This is a genomic window from Vreelandella sp. L-25 (assembly GCF_056857535.1).
Genome location: NZ_JBSXNH010000078.1, coordinates 1 through 26498, shown reverse-complemented (window position 1 = coordinate 26498; position 26498 = coordinate 1). Strand labels below are relative to the sequence as shown.

The following is a 26498-nucleotide window of genomic DNA, read 5'->3' as shown; positions in this document are numbered from 1 at the left end:
TCCTTTTAGCGATCGGCCACGGTTGAGGGAGGGGAAGCGCTCCAGGCGGACGGCATGATTTTGACGGGGTCGCTGTGCACCGCATTCTTGCGTTCAGCAAGCCGCCGCCCTTCCGCAGACTGCAGCGCGCAGTCTTCGTCAGAAGTGGCCGAGAAGCGTACTGCCTCTTCTTCCCATACGGCGTCCAATGCTTCGGGCGTGTTGTCAGGCGCTTCTTTTTTGACCTGGGGCCGATGCTCTTCGACCTCGCCCTCGGCCCCAATTAACGCCAAAAGTGACAGCGGTACTAGCGCGTGATCCGCTCCCCGCTCCTCCAGTCGTGCGGTCAGCAGCGCCAGGATATGGCGTATTTCGCCCAGCCAGCGGCCGATCTCGGCTTCGTCGCACATCGAAAGGTATTCAAGAAATACCGGTAGATGATCGGGCAGTTCACGGGCATCCAACTCGAACCCGGCCGCGCTGTACTCAGCCATAAGATCCACCATGGCCTGACCACGATCACGGGACTCGCCGTGAACGTGTTCGAATAGCAGCAGCGAGGTAGCCCGTCCCTTATCGAACATGGCGACGTACTCGGCCTGCAGCTCAAGCAAGTCACCCTCTTGGAGACGCTGACACCACTCCATTAGCGACGACTTGAGAGCCGCCCCCAGGCGGCGCTCGGCATTGAGGATTTCGATGAGCTCACCGCTGGCATCCTGCAGTTCCTGGGTCGGGTAATCGAGCAGGCGGGCCAGTACGCGCAGGCTTCGCATACCCTGTAGCGGCTCGAACGACGGCTCTACCGGGGTGGGCGATTGGGTAGCGGCTTCAGTCATGACGAGACTCCTCAAATTGTGGCTGCGGGTCGAAGACCTCTACCGGTTTTACCAAAACGCTGGTCTGCTTACGGCCATTGAACAGGCTGGGCTGGCTCTCACCGTGGCAACCATCACCAAAGGTAAAGCCGCATCCTCCCCGTTCAGGGAAGGCTTCGGTGGCCATTTCCCGATGGCTGGTGGGGATCACGAAACGATCCTCGTAGTTGGCAATGGCCAGGTAGCGGTACATCTCCTCTACTTGGGCCACGCTCAGCCCCACGGCATCGAGCACTTCGGCGTTGGGGGTACCCTCCACGTGCTTGCCGCGCATGTAGACACGCATCGCCATTAAGCGCTTGAGCGCCAACACCACAGGCTCTTCCTCGCCGGCTGTCAACAGGTTAGCCAGGTACTTCACCGGGATACGCAGTGATTCGATCTTGGGCAGGATGCCGTCGAACTCCACATGGCCTGCCTCGGCGGCGGACTGAATCGGCGACAGCGGCGGCACGTACCACACCATCGGCAGCGTGCGGTATTCCGGGTGCAGCGGCAGCGCCAATCCCCAGTCGATGGCCATCTTATAGACCGGTGAGGCTTGGGCCGCCTTGATGACGTTCTCCTGGATACCATCCCGCCGGGCCTGGGCAATCACTTCCGGATCATTGGGATCAAGGAAGATCTCGCACTGGCGATGGTAGAGATCACGCTCATCCGGCGAGCTTGCCACTTCTTCAATGCGGTCAGCGTCATAGAGCAGAACACCGAGATAGCGAATGCGGCCCACACAGGTCTCGGAGCAAATAGTCGGCTGACCGGCCTCGATACGCGGGTAGCAGAAGATGCATTTTTCGGACTTACCGCTTTTCCAGTTGTAGTAGATCTTTTTGTAGGGGCAGCCGGAGATACACATCCGCCAGCCACGGCACTTGTCCTGGTCAATTAGAACGATGCCGTCCTCTTCCCGCTTGTAGATGGCACCGCTCGGGCAGCTGGCTACGCAGGTGGGGTTCAAGCAGTGCTCGCACAGTCGCGGCAGGTACATCATGAAGGTGTTTTCAAACTGGCCATAGATATCTGCCTGCACCTTGTCGAAGTTGGCGTCTTTGCGCCGCTTGGCGAACTCGGTGCCCAGGATCTCTTCCCAGTTCGGGCCCCATTCGATCTTTTTCATGCGCTGACCGGAAATCAGCGAGCGTGGGCGTGCCACCGGCTGGTGCTCGCCGATCTTGGCGGTATGCAGGTGTTGGTAGTCGAAAGTGAACGGCTCATAGTAGTCGTCCATTTCGGGCAGGTCGGGGTTGGCGAAGATATTCGCCAGCACCCGCCATTTGCCACCAATACGCGGTTCAATCCGGCCATCGGTACGGCGCATCCAGCCGCCCTTCCACTTGGCCTGGTTCTCCCACTCTTTGGGATAGCCGATACCGGGCTTAGTCTCGACATTGTTGAACCAGGCGTACTCCATACCTTCGCGACTGGTCCAGACATTTTTGCAGGTCACCGAACAGGTGTGGCAACCGATACACTTATCAAGGTTGAGAACCATGCCTACCTGAGAACGAATTTTCATTTCACGGCCTCCTGAACGCTGTCATTGCCTTCACCATCCAGCCAGTCAACGTGTTTCATCTTGCGCACTAACACGAACTCATCGCGGTTTGAGCCGACGGTGCCGTAGTAATTAAAACTGTAAGAGAGCTGCGCGTAGCCGCCGATCATATGGGTGGGCTTGGGGCAAACACGGGTGACCGAGTTGTGGATACCGCCCCGTGTACCGGTTATCTCAGAGCCAGGAACGTTTACGTTGCGTTCCTGGGCATGGTACATCATCACCATACCCGCCTTGACCCGCTGGCTGACCACTGCCCGCGCGGCAATCGAGCCGTTGGCGTTGTAGACCTCGATCCAGTCGTTGTCCTCGATATCGATCTCGGCTGCATCCGCCTCGGAGAGCCACACCACCGGGCCGCCGCGGTTGAGCGTCAACATCAGCAGATTGTCGGAGTAAGTGGAGTGAATGCCCCACTTCTGGTGCGGCGTGAGGAAGTTCAGCGCCTTGCTCTTGAAACCATTGTCGGCGGGCAGCGTGAAGCCTTTGGCTGCCTTGGTATCGATGGGCGGGCGATAGACCAGCAGGCTTTCGCCGAAAGCGCGCATCCAGGCATGATCCTGATAGAACTGCTGACGTCCACTCACGGTGCGCCAGGGAATCAGCTCGTGAACATTGGTGTAACCGGCGTTATAGGAGACGTGCTCATCCTCTAGGCCGGACCAGGTCGGGCTGGAAATGATCTTGCGCGGCTGAGCGACGATATCGCGAAAGCGAATTTTCTCTTCGTGTTTGGGCCTAGCCAAATGCGTGTGATCACGCCCGGTAATTTTGGAGAGTGCATCCCACGCTTTTACTGCCACGGCGCCGTTGGTTTCCGGTGCCAGGGTCAGAATCATCTCAGCGGCATCGATAGCGCTGTCGATCAATGGGCGGCCTTTATGTGGGCCATCCAACTTGCGATGGTTGAGTTTGCCCAGCAGCTCGACTTCAGCATCGGTATTCCAGGCGATGCCCTTGCCACCGTTACCGATGCTTTCCAGCAACGGCCCTACTGAGGTGAAGCGCTCATAGGTTTCGGGATAGTTACGCTTGACTTCAATCAGCGACGGCATGGTCTTGCCGGGAATCGGCGCGCATTCGCCCTTCTTCCAATCCATCACCGCCGGCTGGGCCAACTCTCCTGGCGAGTCGTGCTGCATCGGTAGCGTGACCAGGTCGGTCTCTTCGCCCAGGTGGCCTACACACACCTTGGAAAACGCCTTGGCAATACCCTTGTAAATATCCCAGTCGCTGCGCGATTCCCAGGCCGGGTCGGTGGCGGCAGTCAAGGGGTGAATAAAGGGGTGCATGTCAGAAGTGTTAAGGTCGTCCTTCTCATACCAGGTCGCCGTGGGCAGCACGATATCCGAGTAGAGGCAGGTGGTGGACATGCGGAAATCCAGCGTCACCAGCAGGTCGATCTTGCCTTCCGGCGCCTCGTCACGCCATACCACTTCTTCGGGCTTCTGGCCACCGAAGTCGCCCAGGTCTTTACCCTGAATACCGTGACGAGTACCCAGCAGGTACTTGAGCATATACTCATGGCCCTTACCGGAACTGCCCAGCAGGTTGGAGCGCCAGATGAACATATTGCGCGGGAAGTTCTCTGGCGCGTCCGGGTCTTCTGCGGCAAAGCGCAGTTCGCCGCTCTTGAGCTGCTGAACCGCATAGTCGGCGGTAGACATACCCGCGGCTTCAGCTTTTTTCGCCAGGCGCAGCGGGTTAGCGTCCAGTTGAGGTGCTGACGGCAGCCAGCCCATACGCTCAGCGCGCACGTTAAAGTCGATCAGGCTACCGGGGTAATCCTCGGCCTTGGCCAACGGCGAAAGAATTTCTTTAATCTCAAGCTTCTCGTAGCGCCACTGGGAGGAGTGGTTATAGAAGAACGAGGTGGAGTTCATATGACGCGGCGGACGCTGCCAATCAAGGCCAAAGGCTAACGGCGTCCAGCCCGTCTGCGGGCGCAGTTTTTCCTGACCCACATAGTGAGCCCAGCCGCCACCGCTCTGACCGATGCAGCCGCACATGACCAGCATGTTGATCAGGCCGCGGTAGTTCATGTCCATGTGGTACCAGTGGTTCATACCGGCACCGACGATGATCATGCTACGACCGTTGGTTTTATGGGCGTTGTCGGCAAATTCACGGGCAATGCGGGTGCACTGCTCTGCTGGGACACCGGTGATTTTCTCCTGCCACGCGGGGGTATAGGGGCGAATCTGATCAAACGAGGTCGCGCCATCATCTTCGCCGTCGCCGGCAAAGCCACGGTCGATACCGTAGTTGGCACACATCAGATCAAAAACGGTGACCGCCAGCATTTCGCTGCCATCGGCTCTCTTTAAGCGTTTGGCGGGCAAATTGTGGAACAGTAGGTCGTCAGCCGCGCCGACACCCGCCCCTTTAACGTGCTCAAAGTGCTCGTGCTCGATACCGCCGAAGTAAGGGAACGCCACGCGCGCAACGCTATCGTGGTGGTTGGCCAGGCTTAGCAACGGCTTGATTTCAGTGCCAGCGGCGTCCAGCGATTCCAGGTTCCACTTGCCCACTTCGTCACCGGTTTCCCCCCAACGGAAACCGATGGAACCGCGTGGTACCACCAGCTGGTCACGGGTTTCGTCCCAGGCAACGGTTTTCCACTCGGGATTGTTTTCCTGGCCCAGGGCAGCATCAAAATCACTGGCACGCAGTTGGCGGCCTGGTGCGAAGCTGCCATCTTCACGCACTTCCAGCTCCACCAGGAATGGCATGTCGGTATAGCGGCGCACATAGTCGGTGAAGTAAGCACTGGGGTTCTCAAGGTGGAACTCTTTGAGGATGACATGGCCCATGGCCATGGCCAGGGCGGCATCGGTGCCCTGTTTGGCGGACAGCCACTCGTCGGTGAGTTTGGAGACTTCGGCGTAATCCGGGGTGATCGAGACCGTCTTGGTGCCCTTGTAGCGCACTTCGGTAAAGAAGTGGGCGTCCGGGGTACGCGTCTGGGGCACGTTGGAGCCCCAGGCGATAATGTAGCCGGAGTTGTACCAGTCAGCGGACTCAGGTACGTCGGTCTGCTCGCCCCAGGTCATTGGTGAGGCTGGCGGCAAGTCGCAGTACCAGTCGTAGAAGCTCATGCAGACGCCGCCAATCAGCGACAAATAACGGCTACCCGCCGCGTAGCTGACCATCGACATGGCGGGAATCGGCGAAAAGCCAATGATCCGGTCGGGGCCATACTGCTTGGCGGTGTAGACGTTCGAGGCCGCGACCAGCTCATTGAGCTCGTCCCAATTACCGCGCACGAAGCCGCCCATACCGCGGGCACGCTTGTACTGCTTGGTCTTGGCGGGGTCTTCGACAATCGACGCCCAGGCATCCACCGGGTCGGGATTCGCCTTGAGTGCTTCGCGCCATAGCGCCAGCAGCGGCTTGCGCACTAAGGGGTACTTGAGTCGGTTGGCGCTGTACAGATACCAGGAGTAGCTGGCACCGCGTGGGCAGCCACGCGGTTCATGGTTAGGCAGATCAGGACGGGTGCGCGGATAGTCGGTCTGCTGGGTTTCCCAGGTAACCAAACCGTTCTTAACGTAGATTTTCCAGCTACATGAACCGGTGCAGTTCACCCCGTGGGTGCTGCGTACCACTTTGTCGTGCTGCCAGCGGGCACGATAACTATCTTCCCACTGGCGGGATTCGCTGCGTAGTTCACCGTGTTCGTTGGCAAAAGGCTCGCGGGACTTGCGGAAGAAATTCAGCCGATCTATGAAGTGACTCATGGTCGATCTCCAGGCTCCTCGGAAATTTGCATACCCGACAGTGCGGGTTCCATGGAGTGGATTCTGCGTGATCGACAAGCGAATTACTGCGTGATTACCTCCATATACACCCTATCTACCCCCAAGGTGATAGAGCGGCCAACGTAAAGGAATAGACGGTTGGCACTGTTGAAATTACACCGTGCGCGAATGCTTGCTGTAGCAAGGCTGGATAGGCTCGCAGGCCTTCAATCACGTTTACATTGCAACTCACTGAACATTCATACAACATACTTTTTATAGCTGAATTACTCTCGGAGCAAAACGCACTCCATGCATCTCACCCGATTCACCGATTATTCGATACGCGTATTGATATTTCTTGCTACCAAGGGGGAGGAGCGCTCTACGATTAATGAAATTGCCGAGACGTTTAATATCTCACGCAATCATTTGATGAAAATCGTGCAGGAGCTGAGTCAAAAGAACTACGTTACCGCTATTCGTGGCAAGAATGGCGGCTTACTGCTGACACGTGATCCTGCAACCATTGGGTTAGGCGAGCTGGTACGCGAGATGGAAAACGACATGGCGTTAGTGGAGTGCTTTCATAGCGACAACGCCTGCATCATTACACCGGCATGTCGCCTTCAACCGATTCTTAATGATGCACTGTCAGCATTTCTAGGTGTGCTCGACCACTATACGTTGGCCGACCTCCTGGGCAATCAACGCTCTCAACTGGCGCAACTTATGCGCATTCCTACTGTCAGCGCTTAGCACTCACTAGCCATCCTGTCCGTCGACTCGCGCCTGCATTAACGGCCAAGTGTAATGCACTAGGAATATTGCGTAGGCTACACACCAGAAGATAATGCTTAGCGTGTAGGTCCAGTGGGTAATCTGGGGAAATATCGCCAAGACGGGTGAGCGCACCAGGGCGGCTATTAGCATTAAGCCCAGCGCCACACCCATACCGGGCAAGGTGCGTATGGGGCGGCCTGTATGACCTAGCGAAACCCTGGCCATCATGGCCAGCATCATGGCACCCATGCCACCAATGGTCAGGGCATGTATAGCTAGTTCTGTGCGTATCAGCCCCATTAGTGCCAAGACCCACATGATTAGCCCTAACGGGATGCAGACGTAGCTACCGTGGAGTCCCCAAAGTAAAGGTTCGCGCCAGCTGTGCAGCCCACCCCAGCGCGCCATGCGAACAGTATTGGCCAACGCCGCTAAGAGCATCACCCCGCCGATTAATGACGCAGGAATGGCAACATCCAGCATGATAATCAACTGCAGCACGACAACCCCAGCCGTGCTAGCCAGCGTCACTCCTTCAAGTAAAGCAATAGGTTCAGGTTTGGTGCGTCCCAAACGGTTCGCAGTAAACATGCCAATCACGCGTCCGCCAACGACTGTCATCATCAGTGTGATTAACAGCACGGCTAAGTAGGCGGCTTGGCGGATAAGCTCGGCGTCACCCTGAATCACCCCTAAGTGCATCGCCAGATTAGCCGTGGCAAACAGCAGCAGCACGGGTATAAAGATCAAGTTGCGCCACCGCTTTGCAGTGATGACCAGACGCGCCATCACAATGGCGACCACCGGCAGAAACGCAAGATCAACCGCCAGCAGCAGCCACCCCGGCAAATCCAAGGGGAAAGCCATCAGCACCCTGCCCAATAGCCATAACACCACCAGACCCATTAGCGGCGCGCCGCTTAAGCTCGGCAATCCGGTCCAGTTGCGCACAGCAGTCAGTAAAAATCCCGCTACCACAGACGCAGCAAAACCAAACAACATTTCATGCTGATGCCAGAACACCAGGCCGCCATAAGGGCGCAGCAAAATACTGCCATGCCAGAAGCCCAACCACACCAATAGGGAGGCCACACTAAACAGCGCGGCCAATAGAAAGAAGGGCCGAAAAGCCAGGCGCATTAATGGCAGATTCTCAAGCTTAGAAGCAGGCTGGGATGAGGTGGTCGTTGGCATGGTTTAATCCCGACTAAATTACTTGGAAATATGATTGTGCGCCTAGCTATCAACAAAGACCATGACATGCATCAAAAATACATCTTATGGCTAGCATTTACAGACTCGTCGCATTAAGATTCATTTTAAATACTTCTTAATATACCGAGGGATTAACAGTGCTAACACATGAGCAGGAAAAGCTGATCAACGCGACAGCTCCCGTCGTGGCCGAACACCTGAATGCGATTACACAGCGCTTCTATCCGCTGATGTTTACCCGTTACCCAGAGGTCAAGCCCCTCTTTAATGAGGTTCATCAGCAAAGCGGTGGTCAGCCCCGTGCCCTGGCCAACGCCGTGTTGGCCTATGTGCAACTACGCAGTAATCCAGCTCAGGCGCGGGCTACTCTGGATGTTGTGGTCAGCAAACACGTCTCTCTAGGCATTCTTCCCGAGCAGTACCCTATTGTTGGCGAATGCCTGCTGGCAGCGATTGGCGAAGTGCTGGGTGAAGCTGTCACCCCGGAAATCGCCGATGCATGGGGCGCTCTATATAACGAGCTTGCCGCCCTGTTAATTGACCTCGAAGACCAGCGCTATCGTGAGTTTGAGCAGCGCCCGGGCGGATGGCGCGGCACACGCCGTTTCAAGATTGCCAGTACCCAGCAGGAAAGTACTTTAATTCGCTCGTTTATCCTTGAGCCCGAAGATGGGGGCCGCGTGGCTAACCACGAGCCCGGGCAGTATATCGGCGTACGTTTGACTATTAACGACGAATTGGTCTATCGGCATTACAGCCTTTCGGACACACCGAACGGTCGAAGCTACCGTATTTCGATCAAGCGCGAAGAACAGGGCCAAGTCAGCTGTCATTTCCACGATGTTTTAAAACCAGGCGATATCTTGGAGCTGTTACCGCCAGCAGGTGATCTGACGCTGATTGAAGGTGATGAGCCTCTACTGCTTGCCAGCGGCGGCGTTGGTCAAACTCCCTTGCTCCCCATGGCGCGCCATGCCTTATCTCTTGGGCGGCAAGTCATCTATCTACACGCTGCCCTGGATGCCGACCACCAGGCCTTTAAAGGCGAATTAGAGGAGCTGAAGAGCGAGTATCCTCAACATCTTAAAGCTGTCCGTATTCATGAGCGCGGTAACGAAGCCGAACATATTGGCCGTATCGACCGCAGCTTATTAGCTCACTACCTGTCAGACCTTAAGACACGCTGCTATTTCGTCGGACCTCAAGGATTCATGACAGCGATTAACAGAGCCCTGTCGGAGCTGGGTGTTGATGAGGATCGCCGACACTTTGAGCACTTTGGCCCCTCGCGCCCCCTCAACGCAACCTGATAATGGATGGCCCCAGTAGTATAACTGGGGCCGCCTTGTATTAGCTCAATGAAGCAGTTAAGAAGCTAGAAGCGTCAGCAAGCCAAACCAAACCACCCTGCACGTTAAGAAAAACCCATCCTTCAGGTCATTTTCGACGATCCAATAAGACCGGACTCTTTCAGTAGATAACTTAATTCCGGCTAGTGACGTTTGCAGAGCTACCCAGTTTGCTGTGCTCCTTTAGCCATATGAGAGCCAGGCTCGCTTGACAGAACCTTCATTAAGTCCTAAATCTTAAACATAATATCATAGTATGATATTTAAAAAATAAACCACGACCTCCACTAACCTCGAGGCTAGATAATGACTCTCCTCAGTATTATTCAGCTACCCTTTTCCCACTTGAAGAGATGGAAACACATCCAACAACGCCACCCTTCAATCGCCACTCTGGCCTGGTGCGTCGTGCTGCCCATGTCGTTGCTACCTCCTGTACTGCTCTATTACGCGGCTACCCACTACGGAGATAGCTTCGCTCCGGGCTTCGCTGACCGCCAGTGGCGCTTCATCACTACTATCTTGTTCTTGGCCGAGCTGCTTACCTTCTTCTTGATGGGCTGGCTGATTCATGCAGTAGTCAATAGCAATCGCGAACTCTCAATGAGCTACCACGACGCTTATCTGGTGGCGGCCTTAGCACCACTGCCATTATGGTTTGCTACGATCGCTCTGCTGGTACCCAGCCTGCTCTTCAATGCCATGGTTGTTATGGTGGCATTGGGTACCTCTTGTAGCTTGGTCTATCACGGCCTTCAGGCTCTATGTGAGCGCTCAACGAATGACGTAACAACGATGTCTGTTACTTACACCGTTATGGCCGCAGGGTTGCTGGCATGGGGCTTGTTGATGGCTATTGTTTGGGCTTACTAAAGTTTAGGTAGTGATGGGAGCTAATCACTCGCTAAGTTTATAGGGCAACCCAGTGCAAACGAGGTAACGATGAGTATCGAATTGAAACGTGCCTACGACTCTCCTCACAATAAGGATGGTTATCGTGTCTTAGTCGACGGAATCTGGCCGCGTGGGGTATCCAAGGAAGCAGCCAAAATTGATGAGTGGCGTAAGGAAGTCGCACCGAGCAGCGAACTTCGCAAAGCATTTCATAACGGCTCACTCGGCTGGAATGACTTCCGCCGACGCTATCTCAAAGAGTTAACTCCCTATCGCGAGGCCCTTCGTGGCCTTGCACAACGTGCCAGGAAAGAGCGTGTCACTTTAGTATTTGCCTCTAAAGAAGAGCGACATAACAATGCCGAAGTGCTGCGCCAGTACTTGAAAATGCTAAAATAATCGTCTCAATCAATGGCACATCAACTTGCTCTAAAGTATGGAGTAAGTGCTGAAGGCAATCACCCCTCAGGCCAGCCAGGAGAGAGGGCTGTGATGAACAGCGGCCCCCACCATATAGGCGAAGATAGCCACCGCCACGACCGCGGCTAGGGCTCGCACCGTTGGCGTCGCTCCGCGCTTAATCGCAATGGTGCCAATACCGATATAGGCCAGCAGCGCCAGTAACTTGGCGCCAAGCCAAGGAAGCTGCCAGGGCCATACGGAAAGCAATACCATCAAAGTCACTCCCAGCCCCAACAGAGCCGTATCAATAAGATGAGGCAATACCTTGACCCAACGGGCGTTGAGTCGCGAGCTTTCCTGTACCGACCACCAGGCGCGCACTACGAAGAGCGTGATGCTCAGCGCAGCGGCCGACATGTGCAGGTGCTTGATGAGGAAATAGTGCTCCATGGTAACCGTCCCTAGCCGACGTTAAGCGCATTGCCGTGATGATCGAAGGCAAGATAGGTGGTGATATTACCCATTTGCAGCGACTCCATCATACGCTGGAGCTGCCGTTCAACCTCGGCGTCATCTTTTGGGTCGTCCATGGCAGCTGTGAAAACTAGATCCCATTCGATCTCGGTACGGCGTGACTCCTCAACCAACGCCGCCATGCTGGTCAACTCCTCCGTCGACTTATCTACGCATACCACAGGCACCAACACACCCCCTTCACCCTGTTCGAAGCGACGACGCTGGTCAGCATCAGGGAAGTCGGGCAGCTCTGCGCGAACGAACACAAACAGCAGGCGCTGGGGCTTGGGTTGTTTACGCGCTTCCTGAAGTAAATCGGCAAACGTCGCTATGGTCATAAAATGGGCCTTATCGATAGTAGGTAAGAATGAGTAAGTGAGGCTAATAGGTGGCATTACTCGGGGGACTCTACGAAAAGCCACAGCAGCAGCACTACCATGAACAGAGGTATCAACAGGCTAAGTGGCGCCGCACGCCAACCATAGGCCTGGACAACCAGAGGTGCCATCCGCAAGGAAAACCCTCCACCTGCTGCTAAAGCCAGAAAAAGGGCAACATAAATACGTGCCCAGCGACCTGGCATCCAGCCTTTGGCGTGGGCGATGCCGGTAGCAATCACAGCGCCTCCTAATCCGAGCCACACACCCACCAGCAGAAATTCCCACGGCTGGCTAGACATCCCAAATCCGCCCAGCGCCAACGCTAGCCCCAGTAATAGCCATTGCATCAAGCGGCAGGTGTCTCCCCGCCTGGCGATATACCAAGCAGGCCATGCCAACAGCACACCGCTACTCAACGGTACCAGCACATAGAGGGGTTGTTTTGCGAGCAGGGCATAAAGTGTCCAGCTCGCCACCGCTAAAGCGCTTGCCAGCGGCATTAGCAGCATGGCGACCAGCAACTGATAACCATTGACTGGCTGTGTTGATGTCTCCAACGTGGGAGTCGGCACAGATGATGGCATGGCGTTTCCCAGTGAGGGTATAAAGACATCGGAAGACATGCCAGAATTGTCGGTAAATACCGGGTGTAGGTCAAAAAACATCGGAGGTAGGCTGGCTAACCCTAAAGGGATAGCCCTCGTATCAAGATGCAGACAGTGCCACACTCTGTGTTACCTCTTCCGCGCTATCGGAACAAGCATGAAATTACTTCAACGTTCCCTGGTTGCTCGTATCATTGCGTCGCTGCTCGCCATTAGCGGTATGGCACTTATCAGCGTCACGTTGACCATGGCAATGTCTAACAGCAGCCGTGGCGATGCTGCGGCAATTAATGTCGCCGGCTCATTACGTATGACTGTTTATCAGATGATGTGGGCCTTGCAACGTCTGGAGTATGCCCCCGATGAGGCCAGCGAAGAACAACTAGCCAGCTTGGTGGCAAGCTTCGATCAGCGGTTGAATGGCACCACCTTACAGCTAACTATCCCGGCTGATGATAGCCACGAGAGCCGCACCCAACTGGAGAAACTTCAGACCTACTGGCAGCACACGCTTCGCCCGGCACTAGAGACACCGTCCTCCGCCACAGCGCTTGACCTGGATACGCTAGAAACGATGATCGTTGCGATGGTCAATGACATTGAAGTGCTAGTGACCAACCTGGAACAGCGTAGCGAGTCCAAGGTGCGCCTGCTGGGCATGATGCAAGTGCTCTTTTTAGTGCTGATCGCTATTGTGGTGGCAATTGCTCTCTACGATGTTCGCTACAATTTAGTAGTGCCTTTGCGACAACTGATGGTACTTGCCCGCGAGGCGGCACAGCGTAACTTCAAGCAGCGCTCGCAGTTGCGTGGCAGTGACGAGCTGGCCCTACTAGGCCACACCTTTAACAGGATGTCTGCCGAGCTGGCAACCAGCTACGCCGCGCTGGAAGACACCGTATCGCGCAAGAAACAGGAGCTAGAGCGCAGTAATCAGGCGCTGCGGGTGATGCACGATGCCAGCCGTTCGCTATATGGCGGTGGTAACGATCTTTGCTCTAGTGCCGCCCCCATGCTGCGTGAACTGGAAAAGCTATTGAACATTGGGCCGATACGTCTTTCCCTAAACGATCCTTTTGACCAACGGCAAATGCCGGTACTGGAAACTCACTCGCGCACCCGCCCTGAGTACTGCCGCGATCAGGATTGCCATGCCTGCTTAATTGACCCCCGCCCCCTGGAGTTGGTTGCCAAGAACCAGTCGCAGTGTTTGCTGTTACCTATCAGCGTAGGCGATACGCTGCTTGGCACTCTGGAAGTGTGGTATCCCCAGGAACGGCTCAACGATAGCACCCGTCGCCTGCTTACCATGCTAGCCGACCAGCTCGCCACGGCAGTGTACCTACAGCGGCGTATTGAGGAGCAGCAGCACGTCACCTTAATCAACGAGCGAACCATCATTGCACGTGAGTTGCACGACTCTCTGGCGCAATCGCTCTCTTATCTCAAGATGCAAGTCGCCCGACTCGAACGCATGCAGCAGAAGGAGGCAACCCAAGAAGCCCAGTCTGCTGTATTCGACGAGCTGCGTACCGGTTTGAACAGTGCCTACCGTCAGTTGCGTGAGCTACTCACCACGTTCCGGCTCAAACTTGAGGGGCCGGGTCTGCAGTTTGCCTTGCGCCAGACCGTCGAGGAGTTCAGCCAGCGTATGGGGGTAACGGTCGACCTTGACTACGATGTGCCGCCTTACCTGCTTAACCCCAATGAAGAAATTCATGTCCTGCAAATCATTCGCGAGGCGCTGGCCAATACCCACAAGCACGCCCAAGCCCACTGGGCTGGGGTCACGGTGCGTTTCGCCGATGCTCGCGTACTAGTACGTATTGAGGATGATGGCATCGGCCTGGAAGACGATAGCTCGCCACCTATGCACTACGGTTTGGTGATCATACGCGACCGGGCTACGACCCTGAATGGGGAACTGAGTATCGCCAACCGCCCTACTGGTGGTACCGGTGTTAAACTTGTCTTTACGCCGTTGACCGCTCGCTTAATTCAACAGCAGCCCGATTCGGCTGCCTCCGATTCTCACTTAGGCACAGGGACTTCTTAATGACGCTGACCACCGCCAACGATACACCCGCCAGCCTGATGATTATTGATGACCACCCGCTACTCCGGCGTGGCGTCGCTCAGCTGCTTGAGCTAGAGGACGATCTTGAACTGGTTGGCGAGACGGGTGACCCTGAAGAAGGCATTGCACTGGCCCTCAAACTTGAGCCTGACCTAGTTTTACTGGATTTAAACATGCCGGGCGTCAATGGCTTAGAAGCCTTGCGCCGCCTACGGGAAGCCAACTATAGCGGCCGTGTGGTGATGTTCACTGTTTCCGACCATGAGGATGATGTTGTCGCCGCACTGCGTAACGGTGCCGACGGTTACCTGTTAAAGGATATGGAGCCTGAAGACATGGTTCGCCAACTGCGTCAGGCTGCTTTGGGGCGCATGGTCATCAGCGAAAGCCTGACCGCCTTACTCGCTGAAGCGCTTCGTAATCAGCGCAATGCCCCCACCACCCCTGATGTTCATAGCCTAACGCAGCGTGAACGTGAAATTCTGCAACAGCTTGCTGGCGGCCTCTCCAACAAACTCATTGCGCGCAAGCTGGATATTACTGAAGGCACGGTCAAGGTCCACGTCAAGCACCTGCTCAAAAAGCTCAACTTGCGTTCACGTGTTGAAGCCGCCGTCTGGGCCGTTCAGGCAGGTATCGATCACTAGCTGGTTCTGTGTGGTTACCTCTAAAGACTCCCAGCGTACTTTTTGTTCTGATCCGCCTTTACCCCCTCTCGATTTTTTGTCTTTAAAATCAATGAACCTTGGCTTTTCAGCGACTACCTCTCAAGAGGTATATCGCTGATTTATAGGTCATTTCCCTTAGTTTCCCAACCCCCTTTGCAAGCGTATCTTGCCTTCTAACTGCCAAACGCAGAAAGGTTTGATGCCAAGGGGAAACCGCCATGAGCAAGATAAATGCCGACATTGAGAAATGGAATGTCGAAGACGCCCAATTCTGGGAACAGGAAGGCAAACACATCGCCAACCGCAACCTATGGATATCCATTCCCAGCCTGCTGATGGGCTTTGCTGTCTGGATGATGTGGGGAATGATTACCACCCAGATGCAGAACCTGGGTTTTTCGTTCACGGTTAACCAGCTATTTTCACTGACGGCGCTTGCCGGTCTAGCAGGTGCCACCCTGCGCATCCCAGCATCGTTCATGATCCGCATCGCTGGCGGGCGTAACACTATCTTCCTGACCACCGCGCTATTGATGATCCCCGCAGCCGGCACTGGTATCGCCTTGATGAACCCAGGCACGCCGTTCTGGGTTTTCCAGGCGTTGGCACTACTTTCCGGTATCGGCGGTGGTAACTTCGCTTGCTCGATGAGCAACATTTCCACCTTCTATCCCAGCAAGCAGCAAGGTTACGCCCTGGGCATGAATGCGGGCCTCGGCAATTTCGGCGTTACCACCATGCAGATTGTGATCCCGCTGGTGATGACCGTCGGCATTTTCGGCGCTATGGCCGGATCGCCGATGGAATTGCAAAGCGCTAGCGGTACGTTGATCGGCCGTATCGAAGCAGGTACCGATACCTGGATCCAGAATGCTGGCTTTATCTGGCTTGTTTTTCTGATTCCGCTGGCGTTCGCCGGTTGGTTCGGTATGAACAATCTACGCACCATTACGCCCAATCCTGGTTCCCCGCTGGCGGCTTTCGGCAAAATATTAGGCCTCTACGGCGTCGGCCTGGTGACCGCCATCGTCGGCATGTTGGCACTCGGCTGGCTTAATATGTGGATTGCCCTGCCGCTAACTATCGTTCTGACCCTTGTGTTGCTGCGCCTGATTCCTGGCGACATCAAGCCCAATATCCAGAAGCAGTTCGCAATATTTTCCAATAAGCACACTTGGTCAATGACCATCCTCTACATCCTGACCTTTGGCTCCTTTATCGGCTTCTCTGCGGCCCTGCCGCTTTCCATCAACGTCATCTTCGGCAACATGATGGAAGCGACAGCCGACGGCACACTGATTCGCGTGGCCAACCCAGAGGCGCCCAGCGCTTTGACCTGGGCCTGGATAGGCCCCTTCGTAGGCGCCCTCATACGCCCGTTGGGCGGCTGGATCTCCGATAAAGTGGGCGGCTCCATCGTTACCCAAATAATCTCTGCGGTCATGGTGGTCGCCTCTATCGCCACCGGTTACGTGATGATGCAGGCCTATAACGCCACCGATCCTAATCAATTCTTCTGGCTATTCCTGCTGCTATTCATCGTGTTATTCGCCGCCAGTGGTATCGGCAACGGCTCTACCTTCCGCAGCATCGGGGTTATTTTCGACCAGCAGCAGAAAGGCCCGGTACTTGGCTGGACCTCAGCCGTCGCTGCCTATGGCGCCTTCATCGCCCCGCGGGTAATGGGCGAGCAAATCCAGGCCGGCACACCGGAGCTTGCCATGTACGGCTTTGCGGTCTTCTACGCCATCTGTCTGGTCATCAACTGGTGGTTCTACCTACGCAAAGGTGCCTACGTTAAGAACCCCTAAATAGGGCTTGCGTCTTTACGCCCGGAGCCAAGCTCCGGGTCTTCACCCCCTACCCCAATGCGGGAGGACACCATGAAAATCATGATCGCCTATGACGGTTCGCGAAACGCCAAGCTGGCACTCGCTCAGGTCGTCAATATGTTCCGCTGTAACCAACCCCTGCTGGTACTGGTTGGCGTGGTGGAGAACCCACTCGACGCTACCGATAACAACGAGGTGCTTTTTCAGCAGGAGCACGATGAGGTTAAACAACACCTTCAAGAGGGCGTGGCATTCGCCATCGGTGAGGGCTTCCAGGCCGAGCAGCTTCTCGCCGAGGGGGATGCACGCAAGATGCTGCTTCAGGCCACTCGCAAACTCTCGCCAGACCTACTGGTCATTGCCCGCCATAGCCATCAGCCGGACGGCGGCATCATCGCCAAGTCGTTGACTTATTTTGTTGATGAACTCGACTACATGACTTTCGGCAGCGTCAGCTCGTTCCTGGCCCGGCGCGCCGAGTGTCCCTTGTTGATCCTACCCAGCCCTTAAGCAGCCTCTAACCACATTTGGGACACAGGACGATACGACCATGAAAGTTTCCGCTGTATTCAAGTTTCGCAGCCCTGAAATCCGGGCCTTGCACCTGACCTGGATTGCTTTCTTTATTACCTTTTACGTGTGGTTCAACATGGCACCGCTCGCGTCGAGCATGCTCAAGAGCGTCGACTGGCTGACCACGGATGATCTCAAACTATTCGCCATCTGCAACGTCGCCTTGACCATTCCCGCGCGCATCATCGTTGGCATGGCGCTGGATCGATTCGGCCCGCGACGGGTGTTCTCGGTGCTTATGGTAACTATGTCACTACCGGCACTGGCGTTTGCTTTCGGTAACAGCATGACGCAGCTGTTGGTGGCGCGCTTAGTACTGAGTTCGATTGGTGCCAGCTTCGTGGTGGGTATTCACATGACGGCGCTGTGGTTCAAGCCCAAGGACATCGGCTTCGCCGAAGGCTTTTACGCTGGCTGGGGTAACTTCGGTTCCGCCGTAGCGGCCATGTCGCTGCCGACTATCGCCCTGAGCATGTATGGCGGCCCGGATGGATGGCGCTGGGCCATCGCGCAGAGTGCCCTTGTTATGGCCGCTTACGGTGTTTACTACTGGTTCGCGATCACTGATGGCCCAGATGCCCAGGCCCACCGCAAACCACGTAAGACCGCCGCCATGGAAGTGAGCTCCTGGGGCGATATGATCAAGCTGATCATCTGGACGATCCCGCTGGTCGGCGTACTCGCCATCCTGGTCTGGCGCATCCAGTACATGGGCTATTTATCCATCACCGGGGCGGTCATCGCTTATCTCACCATCGTGGCGATCGTTATTTATCAGATCATACAGATCCTGCGGGTCAACCTGCCGATTCTGCGCAAGGGGGTGCCTGAGGATGACAAGTACTCGTTCAACAGTGTGGCTGCGCTTAACAGTACTTACTTTGCCAACTTCGGCGCTGAGCTGGCGGTGGTATCGATGCTGCCCATGTTCTTTGAGGAGACCTGGGGGTTGAATGCCGCCACGGCCGGTCTGATCGCTGCATCGTTCGCTTTCGTCAACTTGGTGGCGCGCCCCATGGGCGGCATGGTTTCCGACCGTATGGGTAACCGGCGTTTTGTGATGCTGTGCTACATGTTTGGCATTAGCGTGGGGTTCTTACTGATGGCCATGCTCAATTCGCGTTGGCCACTCATTCTGGCCATTGCGGTGACCATCGGCACCTCGATTTTCGTACAAGGGGCTGAGGGAGCGACTTTCGGCATCATTCCCTCCATCAAGCGCCGCATCACTGGGCAAATCTCGGGCATGGCCGGCGCCTACGGTAATGTTGGCGCGGTGGTTTACCTCACCATCTTCACGTTTGTCACACCGTCGCAGTTCTTCTACATCATCGCGACCGGCGCCTTCATTAGTTGGGTTATCTGCCTAGTGTGGCTCAAGGAGCCAGAAGGCGCTTTCGATGACGAATACTACGTCTCTTCAGTCGATAGAGACATCGAAGAACAGGCTCTTCAGAACGCCAAGCACTGAACGGTCGGAATATCTGTAGCATCACGGCACTTTCGCGTCGATTGGATCCGGACAGTGCCTCTAGATTCAGAAGAGCGCCCCCAGAGCGCCCTTAATCAGGATCCGTGATGTCCTCAATCCAGGTTAAGGCCGCCACAGCAGTCGGAAATCCGGTGGTAGGAATCGCTAACATGGCTACTTGTTTTAGTTCCTCGGCACTCACTCCCTCCTCCAAGGCACGACGCACATGGGAGTGAACGGCCCCTTCGGAGCGTGCCCCTATGGCCAGCGAGAGTTTTATCAAGCGTCGGCTACGTTCATCAAGCGGCCCAGCTTTAGCACAGGCTTTGCCCAAAGCGGCATAAGCTTCCCATATCTCAGGATACTGGTTTGCGACATCTCCAGCTCCAGAAGGCAAATCATGCTTTGTCATAGTGCAATACCTTAACGATAAATTGAAGTTCACAGTATAGAAGTACAGCAACTAAATGCCACACACCACACTTAAGAGCTAAACACAGCAATCGAACCAAGCATTATTAATGAGGACATTCGATGTATATTGGCTATATCCAACGTCTTAAGCTCTGCATTAAGTGGACTTATGCCAACCCGGAAATGGCGTCTCTTCCTGCAAATGACGCAACTCAGGTTGATGAGCTTCAGCGATTTGCGTTACCCGATTCACGCCCTCTTCCAATAAATGCACTTCTATTTGGCGGCGATCCTCACGCCCTTGCCGCCGCACAACCAATGATAGCTGCTCACAGCGATCAACTAGCGCCACCACCCCATGATGTTTTGATTGAAGCCGTTCCGCTAGCTCCCCCACCGTCGCCCAGTCTCTTCCATGGAAACCACGAAGATGTAGCAATAGTTGATACTGCAAGGGCGTCAGCCCATAGCGGCGACAGATATCTTCACTATGGCGAAGAAAGCAACGCAACCGGTAACGAAATTGCGACAGCCGCTCAAAGTCGCTTTTATCAAGTGTCTGAGGGTTATTCATTTTTCCAATTCTCTTTACCACATACTCGGCTATTGCTGACTCGCCAATTTAGAGCGCTTTAGAAAAATACAATATCACACTATGATACAAATAACCATTGAGATTACACCTGCAGGGGGTATCTGAAATGAGAGCACTCACTTTTCTCAAATTACCATTCAACCATCGTGAAGGCTGGAAAGAGCTACAGGCTTCCTCCCCCTCCATTCCTTTACTAGCTTGGCTGGTGGTGTTACCCATGTCCCTCTTGCCGCCAGTAATGCTCTATTATGCGGGCACCCATTACGGCGATGCATTTATGGCGGGCTTTGCTGACCGAGAGTGGCGTTTTATCACGACAATTATTTTCCTAGCAGAGATATTGAGTTTTTTCGTTATTGGCTGGGTAATCTACGCTGTAGTCAATGGAACTGAAGAGCTATCTATCAGCTATCAAGATGCCTATTTACTTGCCACACTTGCACCACTACCGTTATTCGTCGCTTCATTGGCACTATTGGTACCCAGCTTACTTTTCAACGTAGTGGTTATACTTAGCGGGCTGGGCATCTCTTGCAGCTTGATTTACCACGGCTTACAAGCACTCTGTACCCATCAAGAATTTGATGTTGCTACGATTTCAGCCACTTACACAATCATGGCTGCCAGTGCTCTGGGGTGGGGTATTTTGTTTGCTGTTATCTGGGCTTATTAAGCCATGAATATTAGGCGCACTGGCACCAACCCATTCATCGTCAAGCCCAATGATGACGCGTGAAGCAAACGGTCTAACGTTGAGAAGTGGGTAATGTGTGCGCCAGGCAGGGCGATGAGCAAAATTCACGATCACTGGCGTCTTCCTCTTCGAGCGCTGATAGCACCAGCTCTTTGATTACTGGAAGGTGGGAATCTTCAATTTCACGAGCGGCGGTTAGTAGGGTAACCCGCCCCGCTCGTGCGAATCTCATTAAAGGCAGTAGCTTATCAGGACATGCCTTCAGCTCACGCTTGTAGCGCTCAAGAAAGAGTGATTGACTGATTTTTTTCTGTCGATACTGACTGCATAATTGAGAGGCAGGCGCTATCTCTGGATACCACTCATTCAGTGCCAATAAATTGGGAAACAGCCCGCTAGGACGTACCCGATCAACCAGCACGCGCGTGCCGTCGTGATCCTCTATCGGCGCATATATACGCTTTAACATGATTTCATACGACATCGTTTATATACTGGCAATTGATTGGCAATGTTAATGTTGACTCGCTCGATCTCAGCGAGCGCTCCGGAAGGGGGTTTGATCTTCGATATTACCAACTTTGTCACACCATGCCTCAGTGTTGTCAGTCCAATGCATTACTATTATATCAAAATAGATCGCCGTAAATTTTTATGGTGACGAGTGTGGTCTGTCAGCCGAGTGCTGACGATAAGCTAGACTACAAATAAGCGTCTCTAACCTGTTAAACCGTAGACCCCTATAGCTTTACTGGGCACGAGGTAGGTATCCGCACAGATCAAGAACTCGTCACTATTGAGCTGAGACTATCAGAGCTTGAACAAGAAAAGGCTGCTCTCCTTTCTCGAAAGCAAGAGCTGTATCGCTCTGCAAACCGACATGATTTACCGCTACTCACCCCTGGCCAGAAAGTTGAAGTATACCGAAAACTCTTTCGAGGCAGGCAGGATGTTTATGCGGTTCGCTGGCAGAGTTCCGGCGGTCGTTCCGGCTATGCTGTCGCTTGTGCGAACGAGTGGATGCCGGTCATCTGTCAGAAACCAAGGATCAAGTGCGGAGAATGTCGACACAAAAATTTCAAACCCCTCGATTTTGATGCAGTTTATGACCACCTGTCTGGCAAACATGTGACCGGCCTTTACCCTTTACTGCCGGATAGCTCTTGTTACTTGCTGGCGGCGGATTTTGATAAGGGGGACTGGAAAGCGAATGTTCGTGCACTAGCCCAGGCCTGTCGTGGTGAAGGCGTACCCTATCTTATGGAGGTTTCTCGGTCCGGTGCGGGTGCCCATCTATGGGTTTTCTTTTCAGAAGCTGTTCAAGCTTCGTCAGCGAGGAGGTTGGGATTCAAATTGTTGGATAAGGCCATGGAGCTTCATCCAGGCTTATCCTTCGACTCCTATGACCGCCTATTTCCCAACCAAGACACCATGCCTGATGGTGGGTTTGGCAATCTGATTGCCCTGCCGCTTCAACACGAGGCGCGAAGTCGCGGATGCACCGTCTTCGTCGACGACAACTTTGCGCCATACCCGGATCAATGGGCACTGCTCAGTCAGCAACAGACACTTGCATCAGCTCAACTTGAAGAGCTGATCGGCAATGAGGCTAATTCCGGTGTGACTGTAGATACTGTGTTGCCGTGGGAGTCAACGTTACCGGTTGATACAGGGAAGCTTTCTGGATGTCCTGAAAGCATCACGCTCATCCTGACCAGTCACATTTATATAAAGTTATCAGGCATTCCAGGAACATTGGCGACACGAATAAAGCGAATGGCCAGCTTTGCTAATCCTGTATTTTTCAAAACACAGTCGCTTCGTTTCTCGACGCATGGCATCCCTCGCTACATATCATGCGCCCATATTGAGCAAGGTTATCTTTCTATTCCCAGAGGCTGCTTGGATGAGCTTCAAGATCTGCTGCTGAAACAGGGAATCACGGTGGACATTGATGACCGTAGAATATCAGGCCAGTTTTTACCTGGAGTCAGCCTAAAAGCAACGCTGCGTAGCGACCAGGACAAGGCGGTGCAGGCACTTATCCAACACGATACCGGAATACTTCATGCACCGACCGCTTTCGGTAAAACCGTAACGGCTATTGGCGTGATAACCAGGCGGCAAGTCAACACACTGATCCTCACGCACAGTCGTCAGCTACTTGATCAATGGAAGGAGCGACTCGACACCTTCCTTGAGGGTGCGCTCATCGGTGTAATTGGCGGCGGTAAAAAGAAACCTACTGGGCAGGTCGACGTTGCCACTTACCAAAGCTTGATCAATAAGAAAGACAATACAGTCTCGAAGCAGGTCAAGGAGTACGGGCAAGTCATCATCGATGAATGCCATCATATCTCAGCGCCACGTTACGAGATGTTGCTTAATGAGGTCAGCGCCCGATACGTCATTGGTTTGACAGCAACGCCTGATCGTCAGGATGGCCACCAAAAAATCATGTTGATGGTTGCAGGGCCCATTCGTCACAAAGCCCAGGCGCACCACAGTAACCGATTTATTCAACACGTCATTGTTCGAGAGCATCACGAAACGCCACCCACCCACATCTGCCAGCCTAGCGTGCGGCCCCATATCGCATCGGTTTACCATTGGCTTGCCCAGAGCAGCGCCCGAAATGAGGCCATTGTTCAGGATGTTGCAAGCTGTGCGCACAACCAAGCAAATTGCCTTGTGCTGACGGAACGACGAGAACATGCCGAGACCTTGGCGACACTGCTGGATGCTGAATCCATATCGTCAGTTATCTTACGTGGTGGGATGCGCGTCAAAGAGCGCCAGTTGGCAGAAAAAGAGTTGCATAGGGTTCAAGTCATCGTTGCAACTGGGAAATACATTGGAGAAGGCTTTGACTTGCCTCGACTGGACACCCTGTTTTTAGCTCTGCCCATCGCATGGAAAGGAACGCTGTCACAGTATGCAGGCAGACTCCATCGAGACACCGAAGGCAAACTAGAAGTCACTGTCTATGATTACTTGGATACTGGCCTGCCTATGCTTGAGCGAATGTTCCGAAAGCGTGAGAAAGGCTATAAGGCTATGGGGTATAAGTTTATCGCTTCCGGGCAAACCAGATTGCTTTAGCCTTTGAGAGGCAGTCAGTCGTTAAAAGCTCATCAAGTGAACTGAGGCCAAGAATTTCTTCACTTGTCTAGCTGAACCCAGTTTATCTGGTCACTCTCAGGCGGCTACTTCCTTCTCGTCTTCAATCTCCAGTTCGAGATGGAAGTTAGCTGGCCCCGTCAGGTTGACCAAAGCATCGAGACTGAACTTATTAATCTGGCCGTTCAGCAAGTCGTTGAGGCGGGGTTGGGTGATTCCCAGACGATGTGCAGCCTCTTTCTGAGTAATATCCCACTCCCTTACACGGCCAGCAATCCTCGCCATGAGCTCGGAGCGCAGCCGCATGTTCAGCGCCTCTTCAGGAGTGTCCTCGATGGCGTCCCACACACTGTCGTAATACTCGATGGCCATTTTCTAACCTCGCTTGGTGGTTGGGCTCAGGGCAGCTCCTTGTATCGCTGCTTGCCCAAGTCGATGTCTTTTTTGGCGGTCTGCTGGGTTTTCTTCTGGAAGCAGTGGAGCACAAATACCGCGTCGCCCCGGTTGGCCACGTAGAAGACCCGAAAGGCCCCGTTGTGTTCCCGAATGCGGATTTCCATGACACCAGGGCCAACGCTTGGCATTGGGCGGAAATCGTCCGGCTGGCCTCCAGCCTGAATCTTGTCTATCTGAAACCCCGCTTCTCGCTTGGCGTCCAGAGAGAAGTCGCGCAGCCGATCCTTCGAGTCTCCAACGAATGCAACAGGTTTCTTGCGCGCCACGCTGGCTCCTTGACTGCCATAAATCTATATCAGTTCAGATATAATAAACTCATCAATCGAATGCTTCAAGCTGCTTCCACTGTAGCCGTATCACCAATAAGATGCCGTTGACTCCTATTCGCACCTGGGTTGGCGGTCTCAATGACCAAATGCAATATCTGACCCTCCGGTATGGTTTTGCCACGACTCACTGCTATTGCGACCTCTCTACTGAAGACCGAGCCGCCATCATGCAGATGCGGGTTCACTACTAAATCCGAACCATCGCCCGACAATTGGAACATCCACCCAGCGCCATCTCACGGGAACTGGCATACCAAACAATCCGTTCTGACAAAACCTCTGATGCCATTCTCGCCGGTTTCAGAGTCCGGCTAACCCGCTGCCGACCTCAGCAACAGCCTAACGGTCATTTATGCTGTAAATTTTACATTTTATTCTGTGACACTCTTTAGCGTGCTAGATTGACCTTAAATTACCTAGACAGCATTTCAAAAACCGACGGAAACCCTTATATAGCAGGCTATTTAGACAAATTAACAACAAATAAAGCAGCGCTAAGAAAATCAAATCAATCCGGCTCATAACCGTCCCCGCTACCAAACATAGAAAAAGCCGATTCTTTAGGGGATCGGCTTTTTTGTGTGCGCTCTTCCGGCTCAGCGCTTTATTTCCCTTCACTTCCTTGAATCCCTGGGCGGCTGCCTGCATATCATGAAGTAACCTTTTTTATGCGATGCAGAGTTTACCCATGTCGATTATTGATCCCCGTACCGGCAACCCGATGACTGCCGACCCTGTCGCGAGCAATAATGCGCCCACCAGTGGCGAGCGCCCTAGCGTGACTCGCGAAGAGGTCATCATTGAGCTCAACGCAGGCAACATTCAGCAGGTACTGGAAGCCTCTATGCAGGTGCCGGTGCTGATGGACTGCTGGGCTCCTTGGTGCGAGCCGTGCAAGAACCTGATGCCGGTGCTTGAGAAACTGGCGGTGGAGTACGCCGGTGCCTTCTTGCTGGCAACGCTGGATGTGGAAGCCAATCCAGAGATCGCTGGGCAATTGGGCGTGCGCTCGGTGCCTGACGTGAAGCTCATTAGCCAAGGCGGCTTAGTAGACAGCTTCCAAGGGGCACTGCCTGAAAAAGAAGTGCGCGAGTGGTTGAACCGCTACTTCCCTGCCCCCGGCGACGCACCGCCCAGCCCCGAAGAGCAGGCGGAAGAAGCCTTGAGCGCTGGCGATGCCGCAGGCGCGCGGGAGATTTACCAAACGCTGATTGGCCAATACCCGGAACATTACGCCTACCAAATTGGCCTTGCCAAAGCGCTGGTGGCAGAAGGGCGTGGTGAAGAAGCCCGTAGCGTGCTGGATAACCTGCCGCCAGAGGAGCGCGATGCAGCACCCGCCCGTGGCGTTCGCGCCAGCATCGAGTTCAGCGAACAGGCACTCTCAACAGAAGAGATCGCCGCGCTGGGTGATCGCACTGACAGCGAAGCGCAGTACCAGCGGGCGCTACGCCAAGTGGCCGATGGCCAGTACGATGCAGGCCTGGAAGCTCTGCTGGCGCTGATGAAGCAGGACCGCGCCTATAACGACGACGCGGCCCGCAAAACGCTGCTACAGGTCTTTGACGCGCTGGGAGCCGACCACCCTCTAACGGTCACCTACCGCCGCAAGCTGTTCGCCCTGCTCTATTGATAGCGCCTGACGAAGGCAACGTTACGCTTTTAACAGCGTATCCATCCGTGATAACGCCGCTTCCAATTGGGAAGCGGTGGTTCCAAAGTTAAGCCGTACAAACCCTGGGCAGCCAAAAGCCGCGCCGTCTGACAACGCCACACCCGCCTGCTCCAACAGCGTTTGTGCGGGAGAGGCCCCCAGGCCCGTTTCACGCATATCTAGCAGTCTGTCGGACTTGAGGTTAATGGATGAGCTGAGGCGTGGGTTCTTCACCCCCCCCTGTGTTGGTGTTGGTGCTGTTGTGTGGCTCTTAACCTGCCCCTCAGCTTCTGCAAGGCGGTTCTGACGCCTTGCCTGC

At 54.4% G+C, this 26498-nt stretch carries 25 protein-coding genes; 12 read left to right on the top strand and 13 right to left on the bottom strand.

The window, feature by feature from the left end; all coding sequences use genetic code 11:
- Nucleotides 1-5 precede the first annotated feature (5 nt).
- Genes narJ through AC13CN_RS12955 form a run of 3 tightly spaced genes read right to left on the bottom strand, consistent with a single transcriptional unit; the run spans nt 6 to nt 6152 of the window.
- The gene (gene narJ / locus AC13CN_RS12965) at nt 6-818 is read right to left on the bottom strand and encodes a nitrate reductase molybdenum cofactor assembly chaperone (protein WP_062375260.1); all 813 of its coding nucleotides are present in this window, start codon (nt 816-818) and stop codon (nt 6-8) included.
- Nucleotides 811-2373 carry a nitrate reductase subunit beta gene (gene narH, locus AC13CN_RS12960; RefSeq protein WP_089674628.1) on the bottom strand — a complete coding sequence of 521 codons (1563 nt, stop codon included), beginning with the start codon at nt 2371-2373 and terminating at the stop codon, nt 811-813. Before narH ends, narJ begins: the two co-directional genes overlap by 8 nt.
- Nucleotides 2370-6152: a nitrate reductase subunit alpha gene (locus tag AC13CN_RS12955; protein WP_089674627.1), complete on the bottom strand. Its 3783-nt coding sequence runs from the start codon at nt 6150-6152 to the stop codon at nt 2370-2372. Before AC13CN_RS12955 ends, narH begins: the two co-directional genes overlap by 4 nt.
- 312 nt (nt 6153-6464) lie before the next feature.
- Here AC13CN_RS12955 and AC13CN_RS12950 point away from each other — a divergent pair, with 312 nt between their 5' ends.
- Nucleotides 6465-6911 (top strand): Rrf2 family transcriptional regulator, encoded by a 447-nt coding sequence (locus tag AC13CN_RS12950; RefSeq protein ID WP_062362504.1) that lies wholly within the window; start codon nt 6465-6467, stop codon nt 6909-6911.
- Nucleotides 6912-6917: 6 nt separating this feature from the next.
- Here the strand turns inward: AC13CN_RS12950 and AC13CN_RS12945 are convergent, their stop codons facing one another.
- Complete coding sequence (locus AC13CN_RS12945; RefSeq protein ID WP_062362507.1) at nt 6918-8129, bottom strand: NnrS family protein; 1212 nt, start codon at nt 8127-8129, stop codon at nt 6918-6920.
- 158 nt (nt 8130-8287) lie between these two features.
- Between AC13CN_RS12945 and hmpA the strand changes: the two genes are divergently transcribed.
- From hmpA to AC13CN_RS12930, 3 genes are all read left to right on the top strand, one after another.
- Nucleotides 8288-9460: an NO-inducible flavohemoprotein gene (gene hmpA / locus AC13CN_RS12940; RefSeq protein ID WP_089674626.1), complete on the top strand. Its 1173-nt coding sequence runs from the start codon at nt 8288-8290 to the stop codon at nt 9458-9460.
- Between the two features lie 345 nt (nt 9461-9805).
- On the top strand, nt 9806-10372 hold the full coding sequence (locus tag AC13CN_RS12935; RefSeq protein ID WP_062362514.1) for a Yip1 family protein: 567 nt from the start codon (nt 9806-9808) through the stop codon (nt 10370-10372).
- Between the two features lie 69 nt (nt 10373-10441).
- Nucleotides 10442-10792 carry a DUF488 domain-containing protein gene (locus AC13CN_RS12930; RefSeq protein ID WP_062362517.1) on the top strand — a complete coding sequence of 117 codons (351 nt, stop codon included), beginning with the start codon at nt 10442-10444 and terminating at the stop codon, nt 10790-10792.
- 66 nt (nt 10793-10858) lie between these two features.
- Here AC13CN_RS12930 and AC13CN_RS12925 read toward each other — a convergent pair whose 3' ends face one another.
- Genes AC13CN_RS12925 through AC13CN_RS12915 form a run of 3 tightly spaced genes read right to left on the bottom strand, consistent with a single transcriptional unit; the run spans nt 10859 to nt 12275 of the window.
- A complete protein-coding gene (locus AC13CN_RS12925; RefSeq protein ID WP_062362520.1) occupies nt 10859-11245 on the bottom strand; it encodes a SirB2 family protein in 387 nt (128 codons plus the stop codon).
- A gap of 11 nt (nt 11246-11256) precedes the next feature.
- Nucleotides 11257-11649: a hypothetical protein gene (locus AC13CN_RS12920; RefSeq protein WP_062362524.1), complete on the bottom strand. Its 393-nt coding sequence runs from the start codon at nt 11647-11649 to the stop codon at nt 11257-11259.
- Nucleotides 11650-11705: 56 nt separating this feature from the next.
- Complete coding sequence (locus AC13CN_RS12915) at nt 11706-12275, bottom strand: MFS transporter (protein WP_228219846.1); 570 nt, start codon at nt 12273-12275, stop codon at nt 11706-11708.
- A 178-nt stretch (nt 12276-12453) separates the two neighbouring features.
- Here AC13CN_RS12915 and AC13CN_RS12910 point away from each other — a divergent pair, with 178 nt between their 5' ends.
- The 5 genes from AC13CN_RS12910 (at nt 12454) to AC13CN_RS12890 (ending at nt 18917) form a co-directional block, all read left to right on the top strand.
- Nucleotides 12454-14352, top strand: a complete 1899-nt coding sequence (locus AC13CN_RS12910) for a type IV pili methyl-accepting chemotaxis transducer N-terminal domain-containing protein (protein WP_062362531.1) — start codon at nt 12454-12456, stop codon at nt 14350-14352.
- Nucleotides 14352-15020 carry a two-component system response regulator NarL gene (gene narL, locus AC13CN_RS12905; protein ID WP_062362534.1) on the top strand — a complete coding sequence of 223 codons (669 nt, stop codon included), beginning with the start codon at nt 14352-14354 and terminating at the stop codon, nt 15018-15020. Before AC13CN_RS12910 ends, narL begins: the two co-directional genes overlap by 1 nt.
- 239 nt (nt 15021-15259) lie before the next feature.
- Nucleotides 15260-16852, top strand: coding sequence for an MFS transporter (locus AC13CN_RS12900; protein ID WP_062362539.1), 1593 nt, complete (start codon nt 15260-15262; stop codon nt 16850-16852).
- Between the two features lie 72 nt (nt 16853-16924).
- Entirely contained in the window at nt 16925-17383 is a 459-nt protein-coding gene (locus AC13CN_RS12895; RefSeq protein ID WP_009724647.1) for a universal stress protein, read from the top strand.
- A 40-nt stretch (nt 17384-17423) separates the two neighbouring features.
- Nucleotides 17424-18917 (top strand): MFS transporter, encoded by a 1494-nt coding sequence (locus AC13CN_RS12890; RefSeq protein WP_288101723.1) that lies wholly within the window; start codon nt 17424-17426, stop codon nt 18915-18917.
- A gap of 91 nt (nt 18918-19008) precedes the next feature.
- Here AC13CN_RS12890 and AC13CN_RS12885 read toward each other — a convergent pair whose 3' ends face one another.
- Both AC13CN_RS12885 and AC13CN_RS12880 read right to left on the bottom strand, forming a co-directional pair.
- On the bottom strand, nt 19009-19329 hold the full coding sequence (locus AC13CN_RS12885) for a carboxymuconolactone decarboxylase family protein (RefSeq protein WP_062362547.1): 321 nt from the start codon (nt 19327-19329) through the stop codon (nt 19009-19011).
- A gap of 159 nt (nt 19330-19488) precedes the next feature.
- Complete coding sequence (locus tag AC13CN_RS12880; RefSeq protein WP_039858438.1) at nt 19489-19905, bottom strand: MarR family winged helix-turn-helix transcriptional regulator; 417 nt, start codon at nt 19903-19905, stop codon at nt 19489-19491.
- Between the two features lie 127 nt (nt 19906-20032).
- Between AC13CN_RS12880 and AC13CN_RS12875 the strand changes: the two genes are divergently transcribed.
- Nucleotides 20033-20599 carry a YIP1 family protein gene (locus AC13CN_RS12875; protein ID WP_089674616.1) on the top strand — a complete coding sequence of 189 codons (567 nt, stop codon included), beginning with the start codon at nt 20033-20035 and terminating at the stop codon, nt 20597-20599.
- Nucleotides 20600-20672: 73 nt separating this feature from the next.
- Here AC13CN_RS12875 and AC13CN_RS12870 read toward each other — a convergent pair whose 3' ends face one another.
- Nucleotides 20673-21089 (bottom strand): DUF488 domain-containing protein, encoded by a 417-nt coding sequence (locus tag AC13CN_RS12870; protein WP_228219845.1) that lies wholly within the window; start codon nt 21087-21089, stop codon nt 20673-20675.
- 299 nt (nt 21090-21388) lie between these two features.
- Here AC13CN_RS12870 and AC13CN_RS12865 point away from each other — a divergent pair, with 299 nt between their 5' ends.
- Nucleotides 21389-23722 carry a TOTE conflict system archaeo-eukaryotic primase domain-containing protein gene (locus AC13CN_RS12865; protein WP_193061738.1) on the top strand — a complete coding sequence of 778 codons (2334 nt, stop codon included), beginning with the start codon at nt 21389-21391 and terminating at the stop codon, nt 23720-23722.
- 96 nt (nt 23723-23818) lie between these two features.
- Here the strand turns inward: AC13CN_RS12865 and AC13CN_RS12860 are convergent, their stop codons facing one another.
- Together AC13CN_RS12860 and AC13CN_RS12855 are read right to left on the bottom strand one after the other, a co-directional pair.
- Nucleotides 23819-24112: a helix-turn-helix domain-containing protein gene (locus AC13CN_RS12860; protein ID WP_039860777.1), complete on the bottom strand. Its 294-nt coding sequence runs from the start codon at nt 24110-24112 to the stop codon at nt 23819-23821.
- Nucleotides 24113-24138: 26 nt separating this feature from the next.
- Entirely contained in the window at nt 24139-24462 is a 324-nt protein-coding gene (locus AC13CN_RS12855; RefSeq protein ID WP_035565904.1) for a type II toxin-antitoxin system RelE/ParE family toxin, read from the bottom strand.
- A 751-nt stretch (nt 24463-25213) separates the two neighbouring features.
- On the opposite strand from AC13CN_RS12855, the gene AC13CN_RS12850 reads away from it, so the two are divergent.
- Complete coding sequence (locus tag AC13CN_RS12850) at nt 25214-26158, top strand: thioredoxin family protein (RefSeq protein ID WP_089674610.1); 945 nt, start codon at nt 25214-25216, stop codon at nt 26156-26158.
- Nucleotides 26159-26179: 21 nt separating this feature from the next.
- Here the strand turns inward: AC13CN_RS12850 and AC13CN_RS12845 are convergent.
- A partial coding sequence (locus AC13CN_RS12845) for an aminotransferase class I/II-fold pyridoxal phosphate-dependent enzyme (RefSeq protein WP_483053194.1) occupies nt 26180-26498 on the bottom strand: 319 nt, incomplete at its 5' end.